This is a genomic window from Janthinobacterium sp. CG_23.3 (genome assembly GCF_046115965.1).
Classification (GTDB): domain Bacteria; phylum Pseudomonadota; class Gammaproteobacteria; order Burkholderiales; family Burkholderiaceae_D; genus Janthinobacterium.
Map to the genome: position 1 here is coordinate 1 of NZ_JBJXIB010000034.1, position 16,935 is coordinate 16,935.

General features: G+C 60.1%; 11 protein-coding genes. 3 read left to right on the forward strand and 8 right to left on the reverse strand.

Annotated elements, in window-relative coordinates; all coding sequences use genetic code 11:
- Positions 1 to 87: 87 nt before the first annotated feature.
- Positions 88 to 1,446, reverse strand: coding sequence for an acyl-CoA dehydrogenase family protein (locus ACFDR9_RS10695; RefSeq protein ID WP_409030985.1), 1,359 nt, complete (start codon positions 1,444 to 1,446; stop codon positions 88 to 90).
- Between the two features lie 337 nt (positions 1,447 to 1,783).
- Between ACFDR9_RS10695 and ACFDR9_RS10700 the strand changes: the two genes are divergently transcribed.
- The 3 genes from ACFDR9_RS10700 to ACFDR9_RS10710 all read left to right on the forward strand — a co-directional run bounded on the left by ACFDR9_RS10700 (position 1,784) and on the right by ACFDR9_RS10710 (position 4,041).
- Positions 1,784 to 2,065 carry an acyl carrier protein gene (locus tag ACFDR9_RS10700; protein WP_409030986.1) on the forward strand — a complete coding sequence of 94 codons (282 nt, stop codon included), beginning with the start codon at positions 1,784 to 1,786 and terminating at the stop codon, positions 2,063 to 2,065.
- An 80-nt stretch (positions 2,066 to 2,145) separates the two neighbouring features.
- The gene (locus tag ACFDR9_RS10705; protein ID WP_409030987.1) at positions 2,146 to 3,369 is read left to right on the forward strand and encodes a hypothetical protein; all 1,224 of its coding nucleotides are present in this window, start codon (positions 2,146 to 2,148) and stop codon (positions 3,367 to 3,369) included.
- A 9-nt stretch (positions 3,370 to 3,378) separates the two neighbouring features.
- On the forward strand, positions 3,379 to 4,041 hold the full coding sequence (locus tag ACFDR9_RS10710) for an ATP-binding cassette domain-containing protein (protein ID WP_409030988.1): 663 nt from the start codon (positions 3,379 to 3,381) through the stop codon (positions 4,039 to 4,041).
- A gap of 115 nt (positions 4,042 to 4,156) precedes the next feature.
- Here the strand turns inward: ACFDR9_RS10710 and ACFDR9_RS10715 are convergent, their stop codons facing one another.
- From ACFDR9_RS10715 to ACFDR9_RS10745, 7 genes are all read right to left on the reverse strand, one after another.
- On the reverse strand, positions 4,157 to 5,515 hold the full coding sequence (locus ACFDR9_RS10715) for a TolC family protein (RefSeq protein ID WP_409030989.1): 1,359 nt from the start codon (positions 5,513 to 5,515) through the stop codon (positions 4,157 to 4,159).
- 41 nt (positions 5,516 to 5,556) lie between these two features.
- Complete coding sequence (locus tag ACFDR9_RS10720) at positions 5,557 to 6,318, reverse strand: 4'-phosphopantetheinyl transferase family protein (protein WP_409030990.1); 762 nt, start codon at positions 6,316 to 6,318, stop codon at positions 5,557 to 5,559.
- A gap of 46 nt (positions 6,319 to 6,364) precedes the next feature.
- Positions 6,365 to 7,624, reverse strand: coding sequence for an ABC transporter permease (locus tag ACFDR9_RS10725; protein ID WP_017879283.1), 1,260 nt, complete (start codon positions 7,622 to 7,624; stop codon positions 6,365 to 6,367).
- Positions 7,621 to 8,295: an ABC transporter ATP-binding protein gene (locus ACFDR9_RS10730; RefSeq protein WP_035789060.1), complete on the reverse strand. Its 675-nt coding sequence runs from the start codon at positions 8,293 to 8,295 to the stop codon at positions 7,621 to 7,623. Before ACFDR9_RS10730 ends, ACFDR9_RS10725 begins: the two co-directional genes overlap by 4 nt.
- Positions 8,292 to 9,374 (reverse strand): efflux RND transporter periplasmic adaptor subunit, encoded by a 1,083-nt coding sequence (locus ACFDR9_RS10735; RefSeq protein WP_017879285.1) that lies wholly within the window; start codon positions 9,372 to 9,374, stop codon positions 8,292 to 8,294. Before ACFDR9_RS10735 ends, ACFDR9_RS10730 begins: the two co-directional genes overlap by 4 nt.
- The gene (locus ACFDR9_RS10740; RefSeq protein ID WP_409030991.1) at positions 9,371 to 11,023 is read right to left on the reverse strand and encodes a cyclic peptide export ABC transporter; all 1,653 of its coding nucleotides are present in this window, start codon (positions 11,021 to 11,023) and stop codon (positions 9,371 to 9,373) included. Before ACFDR9_RS10740 ends, ACFDR9_RS10735 begins: the two co-directional genes overlap by 4 nt.
- Positions 11,024 to 11,143: 120 nt before the next feature.
- A complete protein-coding gene (locus ACFDR9_RS10745) occupies positions 11,144 to 16,909 on the reverse strand; it encodes an amino acid adenylation domain-containing protein (protein ID WP_409030992.1) in 5,766 nt (1,921 codons plus the stop codon).
- Between the last annotated feature and the right edge of the window lie 26 nt (positions 16,910 to 16,935).

Genomic DNA, 16,935 nt, shown 5'->3' on the forward strand with positions numbered 1-16,935 from the left:
GGGGCGGTTTTGGTGGCATGCACGCATGATGCGTTATCCACGATTCGTTTACAACAACTTTCTACGCTGTACGCTCAGGCTGAATAGTCACTGTTCTTTAAGGGTATGCAGAAGCTCTACGCATCGCGGCAAGCCTTGTAGCACGTCATCCTGCCCATGATTAAACAATGCAAGTTTGGCGGCGTCGAATGCCGGCAATTCGGTCCCCAGGCAAAATACCTTGTCGAGACGGTCGGCGAGTCCCTCATTCCCCTTGGTGCCCCCACCTGAGCCACTCAGCAAAAAACGCAGTTGCAAAGCGATATTTTGAAGATTGACCGCCGTGTTTCCGTCGAAAAGACTAATGATCGCACTGTCGCGTAAGGTTTTCTGGAAGATTGCCTCGTTTCCTTCCCTGAGATAATACCGCGCCCCCAACAGCGACGACAAATCATGCATCATGTTTTCAGTCGTAACGGGAACAAAATATTTCACCACAGACGACCAGGTGCTGAACTGCTCAGGCACGATATGCAGCCCGCGGGCCGCGGCAGTCGTCACGCAGTCATTAATCAGCATGTCGAGAAAGGCATTCACCAGTTTTCTTCGCACGGCTGGAATGTCCGTTATGCTGCCTCCGTATAGGGAGCGCGAAAGGGAAAAATCGAGGGTCGTTAACAATGCCGTGTTGGCGCAGCCGAGGGCCAATGCGGCGCACATTGTCCGGGTCACCTGCAATGACTTGAGCGTCAACTCAAGCCCGGACCCGGGCATTCCAATGATCGCATCCGATGCAACGAAACAGCGATCAAACGTGATTCCGCAGATATCCGCTCCGCGGATACCGTGGGTTTTTAATTTAGGGATGTACTCGTAGTTATTTTTATCCAGCTGCTCTTTATTCAGGACAAACAAGGAAAATCCCCTGGGCCCGCCCTGCGCGGAGGTTTTTGCGTACACCACCATCGCCGCGCTGCGTTGGGCGTTATTAATCAACCATTTTTGCCCCGAGAGCAGAAAGCCGCCGTCCACGCTTACTGCGCTGACTTCACAGGCAAGGAGGTCGCTGCCGTGTTCTTTTTCAGTCAAGCCAAAGGCCACCGGACCGCCGCCCTGGACAGTTCTCGCCAGCCCCTCCTTCTGGGCTTGTGTACCGGCCAGCCAAACAGCCGCCGATCCGAGGTAGATCGCGGTGTGCGCAATCGCGGCGGTCAGATCTCGTCTGGCGACGACCTTCACTATTGCGACCAGCTCCTGAAACGAGTGCAGGCGGCCGCCAATGGCGGGGGGAATATAGTAAGAAGCCACCCCCCAAGTATTCAGCGCCTCGTATAGCGTCTCAGGAAAGCTCTCCTTTTCATCGTCAAGAAGTGCCTGACGATAAGAAAATGGATTCTCTTCCCGTCGAGGGTCGCCCAAGTGTTTTTCAAGGTCTTCCGCCGCGCGATGTACCACGTTGTTTTCCATATTTGCACCCTTGTATGGCCTTGCAGACAGCATCTACATGCGGCTTGGCACATTCTATTTCACTGTAGCAAGCATTCACTCTTTCACCGAATTGCCGCCTCTGGATATGTGAGTATATTATATAATAGTAAACAATTTCAATATGAGCAACAAGCTGATCCCCCTTCGGCGAAGCGCGCCGCCGGCCTCAGGATTTCGCTTGATCAGCGTTGTTAAATGCTATACCATGCATTTTTATCATTACATTAGATAGTTCAGCCCTTCGGCAGAGCTATGCAACACCCTTCGTAGCACCCGCGCTTTCACATCACATTACAAAACATCATGGTGGAGATCTATGGCTGAGGTACATACCGCGCTCGCATCGGAGCATACTGTCGAATCGATTCAGTCCTGGATTGTCGAGCGCACGGCTTGCTTGCTCGGAGTGAAACCCAGCAAGATCAGCGTAAGCGACCGACTGTCCGACTTCGGTTTGGAGTCCGTTGAAGCCTTCACCCTCTCCGGCGAACTGTCCGATTTATTGAATTTGAAACTATCCCCGACGCTGGCCTGGGATTTTTCAACCATTGCCGATTTGGCCGAGTATCTCGCCGCTGAAGAAAAAAAGAGTCGCTAACGGACGCAATCGCCATTTATGAAGCCACCATCCGCTCCAGTGCTGGAACAGCACCTTCGCCTCCCGCCTCACGCAAATAAATGATCGAAATTCTCTTGCGCAGCCGGCTGCGATGGTACGGCCTCGCTACCGGCCGCCTGTTGCTGCGACGCTGGCAGGCACTCCTGCTGACTCTCGCCGTACTTGCGCCTATGGGTGTTTCGCTGCTATCCCAGGTTAAATCGCTGGCCTTTCCGGTGCTGCTGTTAATGTCGCCGGAAGATAGCTTTGCGTGGCGCTATACATATATCTGCACCATGCAGGCGCTCGCGGTGATCTGGATAATGATGCAACGAGATCAAGTCGGCGGTGGCGAATTCATGCAGTATGCGCAGTCCCTTCCGTTGACGCGCAAGCAGCGGAGTACGGTCGACTTGCTCATCGTGTCGACCGCAAACAGTCCCCTATTCCTCATGCCGATTGCGGCAGTATGCTGGTTCTTCGTCCAGGATCAGAGCGCATTCGCATGGCTCCTCCACTGTCTGTTCATCCTGGTTTTTTTGGTGCTGATGACCATCACCCAACTTCAAGCCCTGCATCGACAATATACCGCCTGGACCTGCATTGCATTCGCCAATATCCTGCTGGCTTGGGCACCGGGCAGCAGCCCAACGGCACAGTTGATCCTGCTGGGATTGACACTGGCCAGTGTCGGCCTGTGGGCGTCCGTGGTCCCGGCCCCCGCCCGTATCCCGTTCGTGCGCGCCTTGCAGAATAGTTTTTCCAAAGCCCTCTCGATGGCGTCACTGTCACGTGTGCATCCGGCGGCCTTTATCCCATTACATTTCCTGCTGCGCCAATCCCTTGCGGAAACGCTGGGAAAAGTCGTCGTCGCAATCGGCATCGCGGCGCTGGCGCTGGGACTGATGGCAGTGTGGGAATATGACGAACGCATTGTTCCGCTGGCGGTCATTGCGCTAGCCTGCATTGCGCTGGTGATCAGCGGCTTGTATCGCGACTTGCACATGGCGCATAGCGCCGCCAGGCCCATCGTCGCCGCGCTTCCGCTGCCCGACAAATGGGAACGCAAGTTTGACACGGCGCTACTGATGCTGCTGGGCATGCCCTTCGCCGCGGTGCTCGGCAGCGTGATCGTATTTCATCACGCCCGATTGCTTGCCGCCGTACTCCTTGCCAGCGCAAGCTACGTCGCGCTGATAGGGATACTCCGCTTGCCACAAGTCAATGCGGAACGCCAAGCCGTTTTTTTAAGCTCAGTAAGCGCCGCGCTATGGGCCGTGCTGACATTATTTGTGCATCTTTAGGGGCGAATCGTGCTGCATTTTGACAAGCTGTGTAAGTCGTTTGGACATAAACATGTTCTGAACAACGCTACTGATCGCTTAGGCCATGGCGTATTCGCTCTACGCGGGCCGAATGGAATTGGTAAGTCGACACTGTTGAGCATGTTGGCTGGCATAGTCGAACCAGACAGCGGAGAAATTCAGATCGGCCCGCACTCCATGCGGGAATTCCCCCTGCTTGCCAAGGCCTGCCTGTCTTACGTTCCCGACGAATGTCCGGTGTATCCGTTCATGACAGGCCGGGAATTTTTGAAGTTTGTCGCGTACGCCAAGCAATGCCAGATCAGCGCGGAGGTTTTCCGAATCGCGGCAAGCCTCGGCTTGGCGGAGCACCTCGACACCCGGATTTCGGACATGTCGCTTGGCACGCAAAAGAAAACCATGCTGGCCGCCGCGTGGATCGGCGAGCCGCTCGTCATGCTATTCGATGAACCGAGCAATGGCTTGGATCTGGCGGCGCGCGAAGTGTTGATCGGCCTTGTGAAAGCCTCGCGGACTAGCCGTACCATGCTGATTTCAACGCATGACGAGTATTTCATATCCGGCTTAGAGGCCAGGGTCATAATGTTCGATACGCTGTTTCAAGACGGTTTGCCGGAAAAACACGCGGAAAAACGCTTCGCATCGAATTAAGCAACCCCGCCGTCGATGACATTCTGAACAACGCTGTTCGACCACGGGTTGATGCGCATTGCCTGTACTCTTAGAGGCAGGCAATGGGCAATTCTCATAGCCACTTCACCAACCCCTAGTTTGTCTTCGCCAGTGTGGCGGCAAGCCGCGCGATCAGTACGTCGATCTGTGCGACCTTGATTTTATCCTGTGCCTCCTCTACCCGCAATTGCGCGCCGTGCAGGTCAACCATGGAAATCAGGCGGTTTTCCCAACGCTTGTTGGCGATCTTGAGTTCGCTTTGCGCCACATCCGCTTGTTTGATGGCAAGTGAAAGCTGGTCTTGCAGCTCCGCTTCAAGCGACTGCTTGTCCTGAAAATCATTCTCCAGTTCGCGCCGGGTCTGCTCCAACTTGAGGCGCACCTGTTCGGTTTCCAAGGACGCCTTCAAAGCGCGCGCATTGCTGCGGTAACCGTCGAACAAATTCCATTTGAAGCGCACCCCAATGCTCAAATTATCCCTGCCGTAGCGGGATACCGCATCGCCCATGTTGCCGTTGTCGCGTCCGATACCGTTGTAGCGGGCGAACAGGTCGATCGTTGGTTTATATTCCGACCCCACCTGCAGCGCGCGCGCTTTCACGCCGTCCAGGTCGGCTTGGGCAATCAGCACTTCGGGCGACGGCGCAGGTCGAAAATCGGCCAGCAGCGCTTCGATCTCCTCCGTTCTGCCATTCAGCGGCGGAGAAGTGCCATTACGCTCGGCCACGGCGTCCCCGCCCACGGCACGGACATAGCGGCGCCGGCCGTCGCCGATGCGGCGCGCCTGATTGCGCAGCTCGATTTCCGCTGTTTCCACTAACAAGCCTTTGGTGGTTAGCTCGATTTGCGCAATCCGGCCCTTGCTGAGCTGATCCTGGGCCAACGTTACCGCTTCCTTCGCGTGTTCGACACGTCGCTCCATCAGCGCATATTTGAGCTGCGCCTTATACAAGTCCCAATAGGCGCCGCTGACTTCAAGGACAATTTTTTTCCGAACTATTTCTTGCTGCGCCTGGACGCCGCGCTTTACCGCTAAACTCTCGTCAATCCGCGCCTGATTCAAGCCGCCGGAATACAGGGCCTGGCTCAGTTCCAGGCCGGCATGGATCTGATACCCCGGAGTGACGCTCCTGACGTCCACGGGAATGGTAACGTTGTTGACCACCGCTTCCACCTCCACCCCGCTAAAATCCTGGTATGACTTGATGCGTTGGACCGTCGAATAGGCGTTAAGCGAAGGCAAGTTGGCTCCCTTGGCTTCGTCGATCCGCGCATCCGTGCTGTCAACATTGATTCCTGCGATTTTCAACTCGACGCGCCGCGCCTGGGCTAGCCGGATCGCATCGGTAAAGCCGGTTGGATAATCGATGGCGGGAGCCGCGCATGCCATGCCTTGCGCGCCGGCGCCGAGGCTCAGGCACAGAAATTTGCTCAGTATTTTTTTATTCATCATGTAGGTATCTGGCTCGGTACGCCCGAGTGGTTTTCATTGAACTATACAATTGCGATCAAACTCTCCGCCCCGGTCAAGGGAACGATATTTTTTACCACCAGCTTCCGCCCCGCCCGTCCGCCATGTGCCGAACAGACCGCGAGCAGATGGTCGGCGCTTGGCCGGCATTGCCAAAAACGCCAGCCGGCCGAATCATCGTTTAATTCCCGATCAATCGACATCTTCGCGACGCCCTCCTCTGTGAAATCAAACCCGAACCGGTCCAGCGGAATCGACAAGCCCAGGCCACGCGCTTTGATATACGACTCCTTGAGTGTCCATAATCGAAAAAAACGCTCCTGCCTTTGCGCGACCGGCAGCGCATGCAGCTGGGCGACTTCAGCGCGCGAAAAAAAACGCTCGGCGACATCCAGCGGGGCCGCGCGGTGGACCATATTTTCAACGTCGACGCCCAGCGCCATCCGCCGGGTAAGGCCAAGTACCACCATGCCCTGCGTATGCGACAGGTTAAATGACAGGTCTTGCGCATCCAGTTCGCCGTTGGCGATCCGCGGCTTGCCATGCGGACTTGCGTGAAACGACCACTGTTGCGGCGCGACGCTCGAATAGCGCGACAACGCGGTGCGTACCAGGACACGGCTCACCAGGAAGCAATGCCGGTCTTTGGCAAAATGAAAACGCTGCATGCGTTCGCGTTCAGCGGGCGACAACAGGGCGTCGTACCGGGCCAATAACAGCGGGTCGTGTATCTGCTCATAGAAAACGCACCACAGATGAATATCTTCCACGTCGAGTTCTAGCATCTTGTGTCAACTATCCCGGCCAAGCGCGCGCCGGCCGCCGAATACCCTACTCATAGCGCAGCGCGATCACCGGACGCAAGCGCGCCGCGCGGCGCGCCGGGTAATAACCCGACAACACCCCGACCATGATCGAAACGACCAATGCCGTGATCACCAGCGACCACGAGGGGATCAATGGCAATCCTGTTACCCAGGTCAATATCAGACTGAGCACCGCCCCTAGTGTTAATCCCAACACGCCGCCGATGGTACTAATGATCACCGACTCCATCAGGAACTGGAACATGATGTGGGCCTGGGAAGCGCCGATGGCCTTGCGCAAGCCAATTTCCTTGGTACGCTCCAGAACTGAATTGCTGACGACATTCATGATGCCCATGCCACCGACCAGCAGGGAAATCGAGGCGGCCAAGATACCGATCAGCGAGACGCCCCGCAAAATACGGTCCGTGGTGCCGATATACGTTTCCATGGTCTCCGATTTGTAGGCGAAGCGGCGGTTATGCAGGCGATCGAGCACGCCGGTAATTTGCGCCACGGCCAGGTCGGCATATTCCGGTTCGGTCGCTTCGGCCTGGACCGCGTGGACATCCTGGTTGCCCCTCAGCACATGAAACGTCGTATACGGCAAGAGAATCCGGTTGTTGGCGTCCTCGATCGACCGAATGCTGGCCAGGAAATCCCTTTTCTTGTGTTCGAGCAAGCCGATGACCGTGTATTTTTTATCGCCGATATGAAATTCCTTGCCGATGGGATCGGCCGCCGGACCGAACAGATCGTCGCGCGCGGTCGTGCCGATCACCGCCACCGCGCGCCGGCGCGCGACGTCTTCCGTCCGCAGGAAATAACCGGCCGTCAGGACGTCGTTATTGATCGCGGCGAATTCCGCGCCGACACCGGACACCTCCGCGTTGCTGAAGCGATTGCCGACCCGGATCACCCGGCGGACCTGCCCGATATTGTAGACAAGCGGGGAAATCCGACGCACCGCCGAGCAGCACGAGGCGCCCAGCACGCTCAGATCCCCGACTTCGATGCCGGTGCCTTGGCGGACGATACGGTTCGGATCTTTTTCGGCGTTGGCGCGATAAATCCAGACCGAATTCAAGCCGAAGGTGCGCAACTCATTCAGCACCAGGAAATGCCCGCCCTTGCTGACGGTGCCGATTGCCATCACCGCGGCAATGCCTATCGTAATACCGAGTATGCTCAGCACCGTCCGCAGGCGATTGTCCTTCAGCGCCAGGCTCGACTGGCCAATACCGTCGAGGAAAAAGCGCCAGCGTTTGGAGGAAAATATATTCATCGGCGCACATCCTGTTCAATCACGCCGTCGCGCAAGCGGATCACGCGCCCGGCGTGCGCCGCGACATCTTCTTCATGGGTCACCATCACGATGGTGATACCACTCTGGTTCAACTGGTCGAACAACTGCATGATTCCCTCCCCCGCTTGCGAATCGAGGCTGCCAGTGGGTTCATCGGCAATCAACACATCCGGGCGGTTCACCAGCGCCCTGGCGATGGCCACGCGCTGCTGCTGTCCACCGGACAGTTGCGACGGCGCATGGTCGGCCCGGTTGGCCAGGCCGACCGCCTCTAACATCTCCCTGGCGCGTTGCTTCCTCTGCGTCGGCGGCGTCGCGGAATACACCAGCGGCAGTTCGACATTCCTCAATGCGTTAATGCGCGGTATCAGATTGAACATCTGGAAGACGAATCCAAGGCGCTGGCTGCGTATTTCGGCCAGCGCGTCTTCGGACGCCCCGGCGATCGGCACGCCGGCCAGCGTATAGTCGCCCTGGTCGACGTTGTCCAGGCAGCCTATCAAATTGAGCAAGGTCGATTTGCCGGAACCGGAAGGCCCCATGATCGCGACGAATTCGCCGCGTTTTATCTGCAAGGAAATTCCCTTCAAGACCGGAATCGGCACTTCGCCCAACATATAGGACTTATAGACATCCCGCAAAACAATCATTGCCGCTCCCGCTCCGCATCCAGATGCAGTTTGTCGCCTTCCTTCAATGGCTTGCCCTGTGCCAAGATGATCCGCTGTCCCGCGCTCAGACCCCGCACCACTTCGGTATGGGTGATATCGCCGATGCCAACCTCGATCGGCACGAAATGCACGCTGTCGTTCTCCACCACCGCCGCCATGGGTTTGCCCTGCATCAGGGTGATCGCCCCCGAGGGTATTTTCAGGATTTGGCCGCGCGTCGCGGTGGAAATTTTCACGTCGACTTGCTGGCCCAGTACCAGCGCCGGGGCGTCCGCGCCCAGACTGATGCGCACGCTCAGGGAATTGGCCATGCTGTCCTTGTTGGTCACCGGCGCCACCCAGGTAACCTTCTCGTTCCAGCCGCGATCGGCGAAAGCATCGCTGGTGACAGCGACGCTTTTTCCCGGCGTGGCGGCGGCGCCGTCGGCCGCATCGAGCCTGATCTCTATTTCGCGCACGCCGTCCGGCGCCAACTTGAACAAGCTGTCGCCGGGCTTGCTCCAGACGCCGGCGCGGGCCTGGCTGGCGGTGATCACACCGGCCCTGGGCGCAACGATTTGAAGCTGGCTGCGCTGCAGCTGGATTTTTTGCAGTTCCGCCTTGGCCAACTCGATATCTTTCTGCGCGCCCTGGACCCGCTGTTGCGCCGCCTCGACGGCGTTGCGCGATTCGCCGCCGACCTCGAATATCTGCCGGATGCGCAGCAGCGCGCCGCGCGCCTCCACCTGGGTTTGCTCGGCGAAGGTCAGCGTGGCGCGCGCCATGCCGATCTGGATCGCATTTTCGCGATCGTCGAACTCGGCCAGAACCTGTCCCTTTTCAACCTTATCCCCTTCCGCGACGTGGACCTTCAGCAGTTGCGCCGCGACCGGGGTATTCACCGTCAATTCTTCACGGTTGATGACGTTGCCTGGCGCCGACACGAAAGTCGTGATTGCCCCGCGCTCGACCGCCACCGTCTTCACCTTGATTCCGGCATTTAGATATTTGCTGTTGGCAAAGCCGGCGCCCAGCGCCAGCACGGTCAGGACCAATCCGCTATACACCAGTTTTTTCAAGAGTAACTCCCACTCATTGCATGGATTGCCATGCCGTTATCGATAGATTGAATTTGTCCATGTTCGATTTTGATGACGCGGTCGGCATAGGAGAAGTAAGTGTCATCGTGCGTGATGACGATGATGGTCTTGCCGCGCGCTTTCAGCTCGGGTAACAGCTCGGTGTAGAAGACCCGTTTGAACACCGGGTCCTGGTCGGCCGCCCACTCGTCGAAGAGATATACGGGGCGATCTTCGAGATACGATGATACCATGGCCAATCTCTTGCGTTGACCCGTGGAAAGATCAATCGTGGTGAACTTTCCATTCACCACGTTGACCTTGTTCGCCAAGCCGAATTCCCTGACGTAGTGCGCCGCGCGCTCGCTCAACTCGTCCTGATCCGCCAGCAATAATTGCTCGAATAAATGGAAGTCGGAGAATATCGCGGAAAAGTATTCGCGGTAGTTGCCCAGGTTTTCCGCGTTCACCGCTTTCCCGTTCAACAGGATATTTCCCTGCTCCGCCTGGTAAAAGCCAAGCAGCAGCATCGCCAACGTGGTTTTGCCGCTGCCATTGCCGCCCACCACGAACAAGGTTTCGCCCTGCCGAATACTCAGGTCGAGCGGCCCGAGCATAAAACGGTTACTCTCGCCGGCCAGGGAATAATGGTGGCAGACGCCACGCAATTCCAGATGCAAAGGCAAGCCGTGGGCGAAGGGGTCGCGCGGTAACTTCTGCATATTCTCGGCGGCCAGGCTGCCTTCCAGCTGCTGAATTTTCTTGAGGGAAATCTCGGCGTTGCGCAGTACCGGCAGCGCCCCCATCAACTGGGAAATCGGCCCGATAAGGAACAGCAGGACGATGGTGAATTTGGTCAGGGTATCGGTATCCGGCGCCATCCAAAACGGCACGACGAACAGCAGCGCGCCAAAGCCGCAATAAAACATCAAGGTGCCGATATTGTCGGCGAAAATATAGCCCTTCATTGCCGCGATGAAGAGGCGTTTGTTGTCCAGCGCGGCCGGCGCGATGACCTTGTCAACGAATAAGGTGCCGCGCTGCGCATTCAATTGCAGCTCCCTGCTGCCGTCGATCAGGCTGCGGAAATTTCGGTACAGGATATCCATGTGTTCGCGCAGTTCCGCCATCGATTGCAAGGGCTTGCGTTCGAGCCAATGGTAAAGAAAGATACCGGTAACCAGAATCACCGCGATCACCGAAAATACCGGCAATGACACCCAGGCCAGGTATCCCAGGCAAATGACGATCAGAATTGCGTTGCCAAAGGTAATCGGCAGCAAATGAAACGCGTTGATCAAAGTGCTAATATCGTTCGTCAAAATCGCCAGCAGCGCCGGCTTGCCCAGTTCCTGGAGTTTTTTAAACGAGGTTTGCAGCAACCGGCCGCTGATATTTATCCGCAGCCGCAGAATCGCGGTTTGCACCAGATGCATCAAGGAAAAAGCGGAACAGGTTCTGGTAAACAAGGAGATCAGGCCCAGTGCCACAAACAACCATGCCAGCGTTGCGCCGGGGACGTTGCCATTGATCTCACTGCCAATCACCGCGGCCAGCCCGGCTCCGCTGATACCGCTGATGATCGCGCACACGGTCGAGAAAAGCAGCAACTTCCAAGACTGGCGGAACAGGTAGTTAATCATTTTCATAATGCAATTTCATAGTTGGCGTGCTGTGTTGGCCTGGCGAGTACATCTGCGGTCTTGATGGCAGAACGTGACTAGCGGCTGCGGCAAGTGCGTGCGCCGCAGCCGATTCGACTGCTTTCCTTAGCGCGGCTCCGCAGCGCCCTCCCGGCTCAGGAAACCGCTTTGATTGAAGTAGTGGAAATACGTCCGCATCAATTGCTCGTCCACCTCGGGGCAGGCAATACCCGTTCCGGCCAGCCCGTCGAGCGTGTAGCGGCAATCGAACTGCGGCTCCCGTTCATCGGACGACTGCTCGGTAAACATCGGCAGGAAAGGATGCAGCGCATTGTCGGCCGGCTGCCGGGTGCGGCGCAGCAGTTCGGCGCGCCACTGCGCGTACGTCGTCATGTCGATCGTATATCCCAGGGCAACCACGATGCCGACCAGCTCGTTCAACGGCGCATAGCGTGGATTGACGATATGGAAGGCCCGCGACAGCGACGCCTGCTGGCGCGACAGATGCACAATCGCCGCGCTGACGTAGTCCACCGCCACCATGCCCACCATCGCGTCGGTCTGCGGCGCCAGCCCGAGCTGCACGCAACCCTTGAGCATCCGGAAAATCAGATCGCTGGTATTGCAGGTGCCGGTCTTGCTGTCGCCGGTGATGGTGCCGGGCCGGTAAATGCTGACCGGAAGCCCGCGCTCGCCCGCCAGGCTGACGAGTTTTTCCGCCACCCATTTGCTCTGCGAGTAACCGCTGGAAAGGCCTTCCCAATTGTTGAGCGGGTCCGATTCCAGCATCGTGAGGGCGGCGTCTTTGGTTGCCGGGAACACCGACACCGTCGAGATGAAATGCAAGGGCTTCCTGCGGGTCTGGCTGGCCAGCCGGATCACTTCCTGGGTCCCCGCCACGTTCGACGCCTTCAGGCTTTGATACGGGAAGGTGAAGTTGACCCATGCGCCGTTGTGATAAATGACGTCGATTTGCTGCGCCAGCGCGGCGAAGCGCTCGGGCGTGAGGCCGAGCAGCGGCGCCGCCAAGTCGCCCGGCACCGGGCAGATACGGGCGGCCAGCGACGCATACCACAAGCCATAAGTGGCCAGGTTGTCCTTGATCCGCTGCAAACCCTCTTCCTCGCCGTCCGCCCGTATCAGGCAGTACAGGCGGGCGTCGCTGCCGCGCAGCAGGTCGTGCAGCAGATAGGCGCCCAGGAAGCCGGAACCGCCGGTCAGGAAAATCGCCTTGGCGACAGCCTGGTTGGCGATCTGCGGCAACGCCGAGAGCGGTTGAATCGCCGCGTCGAGCACGACTTCCGCGGCCAGGTTGACGCGTGCGTTGGGGGCCGGCACGTCGGTGATGCCGTCGCGCACAGCGGCGTCGATGACCTGCGCCAGCGCGGCGACGGTCGGCTGCTGGAACAGTATGCTCAGTGGCAGGTTCAATTTGAACAAGTCGCGCACGCGGGCAATGACTTGCGTGGTCAACAAGGAGTGTCCGCCCAGGTCGAAGAAATTATCTTCCGCACCGACCCGCTCCACCCCCAGCAGCTCGGACCACAGGGCGGCAAGGACCCGTTCGGTTTCAGTGCGCGGCGCGATATGCGCGCCGTCCGGCTCGCCCCCCAGGCCAGCCGAAGGCGGCAGCAGATCGCGGTCGACCTTGCCGTTTTGCGTGAGCGGCAGCGCGTCGAGCACGACATAGGCCGACGGCAGCATGAACGCCGGCAGCTTGGTCTTGATATGCTGCCGCAACGCCACCGCCAGTTGCCGTTTGAAGGCGTTTTGCAGCGGATTGTTCGACCAGCCGCCGGCCGGCGGCGTGGCCGTCGCCACGGCATCGTCGAAGCACAGCAAAGCTTCCTCCCCGGAGCGGCGGGTGAAAATGGCGTCGAACTCGCCCTCTGCCGTCGCGGCGTAACGAATTTCCGTGTGGTAATCTAGCTCGCTACCCAGCGCCCACAGCAGCTCGGGATCGATGGCCGCGTCGCCGCTGGCCGCAGGCGCCGGCATCGGCTGGCCGGCGTCGGCGCCATGCAGCCAGCCGAGCAGGCGAACCTCGTGCTGCAGACGGGCGTTGGCGATGTTCCTGATGGCGACGGTCGGCTGCCGGTCCAGCAGCAGTTGCCGCTTAATATAGTCGCTGGTCAGCGGAGCGGCGCGCCAATCGAGCCAGTCGATGGCGGCGACCCGCTGTACCGGCCGTGCGACGTGCAGCACGACGTCGTAGCGGAACTTGGATAGCTCGTTATGGTAGCGGGCGCGCGTCACCAGCACCTGGACGTGGCTAATCTGCGGAAATTTCTGCTGCAGCGAATAGAAAAAATGCGGATGAATCAGCAGTTCCTCCTCCATCGCCGCGCGCTGCCGTACCCGCGCCCCGACCTCCTCCCGGCTCAAGGGCTGGCTCGCCTTGAAGGCCTGCACGGACGCATGGAAGGCCTCCAGCAGCGGCAGGCTACGGACGTCGCCGATGAAAATCTGGCCGCCCGCGGCGACCGCGTCGACGGCGTTTTTCAGCACGTCCAGCAGATAGTCCAGATTCGGGAAGTACTGGATTACCGAATTGAGCACCACGGTATCGAAGGACTTGCCCTCCAGTTTGCGGAAATCGTGGGCCGGCTGGTGCAGCAGTTCGATGTGCGCGCGCACGGGCGAGGCTTCCAGCATGCGCTGGGTGTGGTGCAAGGCTTCGCGCGAGAAGTCGGTGCCGAGGTAGTAGTCGCACGACGGCGCCAGTTTATTCAACAGCAAACCGGTGCCGCAACCGATCTCCATCAGGCGTACCGGCCGCAAGCCGGCGATGCGCGCGACGGTGTTGTCGACCCACTCCCGCATTTCCGCGTCGGCGATCGGCAGGCCGGTATAACTGCTGTTCCAGCCGGCGAAGTCCGGCACCGCCTGGTCGCGCGCCGCCGATTTGCCGTAGCTGTCCTGGAACACCTGCTGCCATTGCAAGACCATCTCGTCGCGCGCCGCGCCGCCGACGGCGCGCCGCGCCTGTCCGCCGGACTGTTGCGCGACATCGCGCGCCACCACATAGGCCACCAGGCGCTTGTCGCCGGCGCGCTCTTCGCGCGCCAGCGCGACGGCCTCCAGTACGTCGGGATGACTCAGCAGCGCCGCCTCGATTTCACCCAACTCGATGCGGTAGCCGCGGATCTTCACCTGGTGGTCCAGGCGGCCGAGGAATTCGATGGTGCCGTCCGGCAGGTAGCGCGCCAGGTCGCCGGTCTTGTACAGGCGCTGGCCCGGGCGCCCGCTCAGCAGATCGGGGATGAATTTTTCCTTGGTCAGTTCGGGCCGGTGCAAATAGCCGCGCGCCACGCCGTCGCCGCCGATGTGCAACTCGCCGGCGATGCCGACCGGCACCGGCTCACCATGCCCGTCGAGGATATACAGCCGGGTATTGGCGATCGGCCGCCCGATCGGCACCGGCCCGTTCAGCCCGGCGCCGGCCGGCACGTCGTAGACGCAGCAGCCGACCACGGTTTCGGTCGGGCCGTACTCGTTGACGAAGCGGCTCGCCGGGGCGCGCAAACGCCAGGTGGCCAGGGTGCTGCCCAGCAGCGCCTCGCCGCCGATAACAAAGGTCTGCGGCTGTTTGCTGTGCAAGCCGTGCGCGTGGTTGAGCAAGTCCAGGTGCGCCGGCGTGATCTTGATCAGGCTGAAGCGGTGGTCGGCGTTGAGGACCTCGATCAAGCCGGCGATTTCGTCGCCGTCGGGCACCAGGATGACACGCTGGCCGGCCAGCAACGGCGCGTACAGGCTGGTGATGGTGGCGTCGAAGCCGATCGATGAATGCACCGGCGCGCCATACCCCGCCTCGACGTGGTAGGCCTTGCCGCACCAGCTCAGGTAGTTGACCAGTCCGCGATGTTCGATCGCCACGCCCTTCGGCAGGCCGGTCGAGCCGGATGTATAGATCACGTAGGCCAGGTTGTCCGGCCGCGCCAGCGGCTCCAGGTTGGCGCCGGCGGCGTCGGCCAGGCCGTCGCGCTCGGTATCCAGGCACCACAACGGCACGCCGCAGCCGGCCAGCGCGGCGCGCAGCGAAGCCTGGGTCAGCACCAGCGACGATTGCGAATCCTTGACCATGAACGCCAGGCGCTCGGTTGGATGGGCCGGGTCCAGCGGCACGTAGGCGGCACCGGCCTTCCATACCGCCAGCAGCGCGACGACCAGGTCGAGGGAACGTTCGAAACACACGCCGACCAGGCTCTCCAGCCCGACGCCGCGCGCCCGCAGCGTGCGCGCGACGCGATTGGCGCGCTCGTTGAGTTCGGCGTAGCTCAGCGTCGCGCCGGCGCATTCGGCGGCAACCGCCGCCGGCGTGCGCAGCACCTGCTGCTCGAACAACTGGTACGCGCAGTGCTCGCGCGGGTAGTCGGCGTCGGTCTGGTTCCAGTCGCTCAGCAGTTGTTTTCTTTCCTCCGGCTTCAGCAGCGCCAGCGTCGACAGCGGCCGGTCGAGTTGCGCAACGGCGGCGCGCAGCAGGTTTTCATAATGCCCGACCATGCGCGCCATGGTGGCGGCGTCGAACAGATCGGTGCAGTAGACGAAACAGCCGGACAGTTCGCCGGCGTCCTCGAACAGGTGCACCTCCATGTCGAAGCGCACCGCTTCCACCGGCGTGTCGTACGGCCGGATGCTCAGGTTCGGCACCTGCGCCGATACCGCCGGCGCGTTCTGCAACGCGAAGGTGGCCTGGATCAGCGGATTGCGGCTCATGTCGCGTTCCAGCCCCAGCTCGTCGATCAATTTTTCGAACGGCACGTCCTGGTGGTCGTAGGCCTGCAAGGTGACGTCGCGCACCTGCGCCAGCAATTGCGAAAAACTCAGTTCGCCGCTGACCTGCATGCGCAAGGCCAGCGTGTTGACGAAAAAGCCGATCAGCGGCTCGATCGAGGTGTGGTTGCGGTTCGCCGTCGGCGTGCCGATCACCATGTCGCGCTGGCCGCTGTAGCGGAACAGCAGCGCGCTGAAACCGGCCAGCAGCGTCATGAAGAGCGTGCCGCCGCTTTGCTCGCTCAGGCTGCGCAAGGCCCGGGTCAGTTCGGCGTCGAGCCGGATGTTCTGCACCGCGCCGCGGAAGGACTGGGTCGCCGGGCGCAGGCGATCGATCGGCAATTGCAGCAGCAGCGGCGCGTCGCGCAATTGCTGTTTCCAGTAGCCGACCTGGGTGTGCTCCAGGCCGCCCTGCAGGCGCTCGCGCTGCCATTGTGAAAAGTCGCCGTATTGTATCGGCAACTCCGCCAGCGGCGACGGCAGACCCATCGAAAACGCCAGGTACAGTTCCATCAACTCGCGCATGAAAACGCCGTTCGACCAGCCGTCGGTGACGATATGGTGCATCGTCAGCAGCAGCAGATGCAGCTCGGGGCCGAGCCGCACCACCTTGACGCGCAGTACCGACTGGGACAAATCGAAAGGCGCCGCCGCTTCCGCCTGGACCAGCTCGGCGATGTGCGCGTCGCGTTCAGCGGCACCGAGACCCTGGCAATCGATTAGCGCCAGCGTGGTCGGCGCGAACGGCTGGACCAGCTGCAGCGGCTCGTTGCCCTCGGTGACGATGGTGGTACGCAGCGCTTCGTGGCGCCGCACGATCTCGTTGATGCTTTTTTCCAGGACGGCAACACGCAGCGCGCCCTCGATGAAATGGGCCGAGGGCACGTTGTAGTACGGATTGCCCGGCATTAATTGATCCAGGAACCACAGGCGCTGCTGGGCGAACGACAATTGCTGGGGGCCGCTGGCGCCGCGCCGGGCGATGCCGGCCGCTTTGGCCGGTCCCGCGGCCGCGCCCTTGAGGCGCAGCGCCAACAGTTTCCGCTTCTCGTCGGAAAGATTCGAGCGCCTGGCCTGCATATCGGCGGCACTGCCCGCCGGCAAAATTTTCTTGTCCATATAGTCTTTACAATAGTGGGGTTCTG

Bases quoted from the DNA above. Each gene is read 5' to 3' on its own strand.
- ACFDR9_RS10695 (WP_409030985.1), bottom strand. From the start codon at position 1,446: ATGGAAAACAACGTGGTACATCGCGCGGCGGAAGACCTTGAAAAACAC.
- ACFDR9_RS10700 (WP_409030986.1), top strand. From the start codon at position 1,784: ATGGCTGAGGTACATACCGCGCTCGCATCGGAGCATACTGTCGAATCG.
- ACFDR9_RS10705 (WP_409030987.1), top strand. From the start codon at position 2,146: ATGATCGAAATTCTCTTGCGCAGCCGGCTGCGATGGTACGGCCTCGCT.
- ACFDR9_RS10715 (WP_409030989.1), bottom strand. From the start codon at position 5,515: ATGATGAATAAAAAAATACTGAGCAAATTTCTGTGCCTGAGCCTCGGC.
- ACFDR9_RS10720 (WP_409030990.1), bottom strand. From the start codon at position 6,318: ATGCTAGAACTCGACGTGGAAGATATTCATCTGTGGTGCGTTTTCTAT.
- ACFDR9_RS10725 (WP_017879283.1), bottom strand. From the start codon at position 7,624: ATGAATATATTTTCCTCCAAACGCTGGCGCTTTTTCCTCGACGGTATT.
- ACFDR9_RS10730 (WP_035789060.1), bottom strand. From the start codon at position 8,295: ATGATTGTTTTGCGGGATGTCTATAAGTCCTATATGTTGGGCGAAGTG.
- ACFDR9_RS10740 (WP_409030991.1), bottom strand. From the start codon at position 11,023: ATGAAAATGATTAACTACCTGTTCCGCCAGTCTTGGAAGTTGCTGCTT.
- ACFDR9_RS10745 (WP_409030992.1), bottom strand. From the start codon at position 16,909: ATGGACAAGAAAATTTTGCCGGCGGGCAGTGCCGCCGATATGCAGGCC.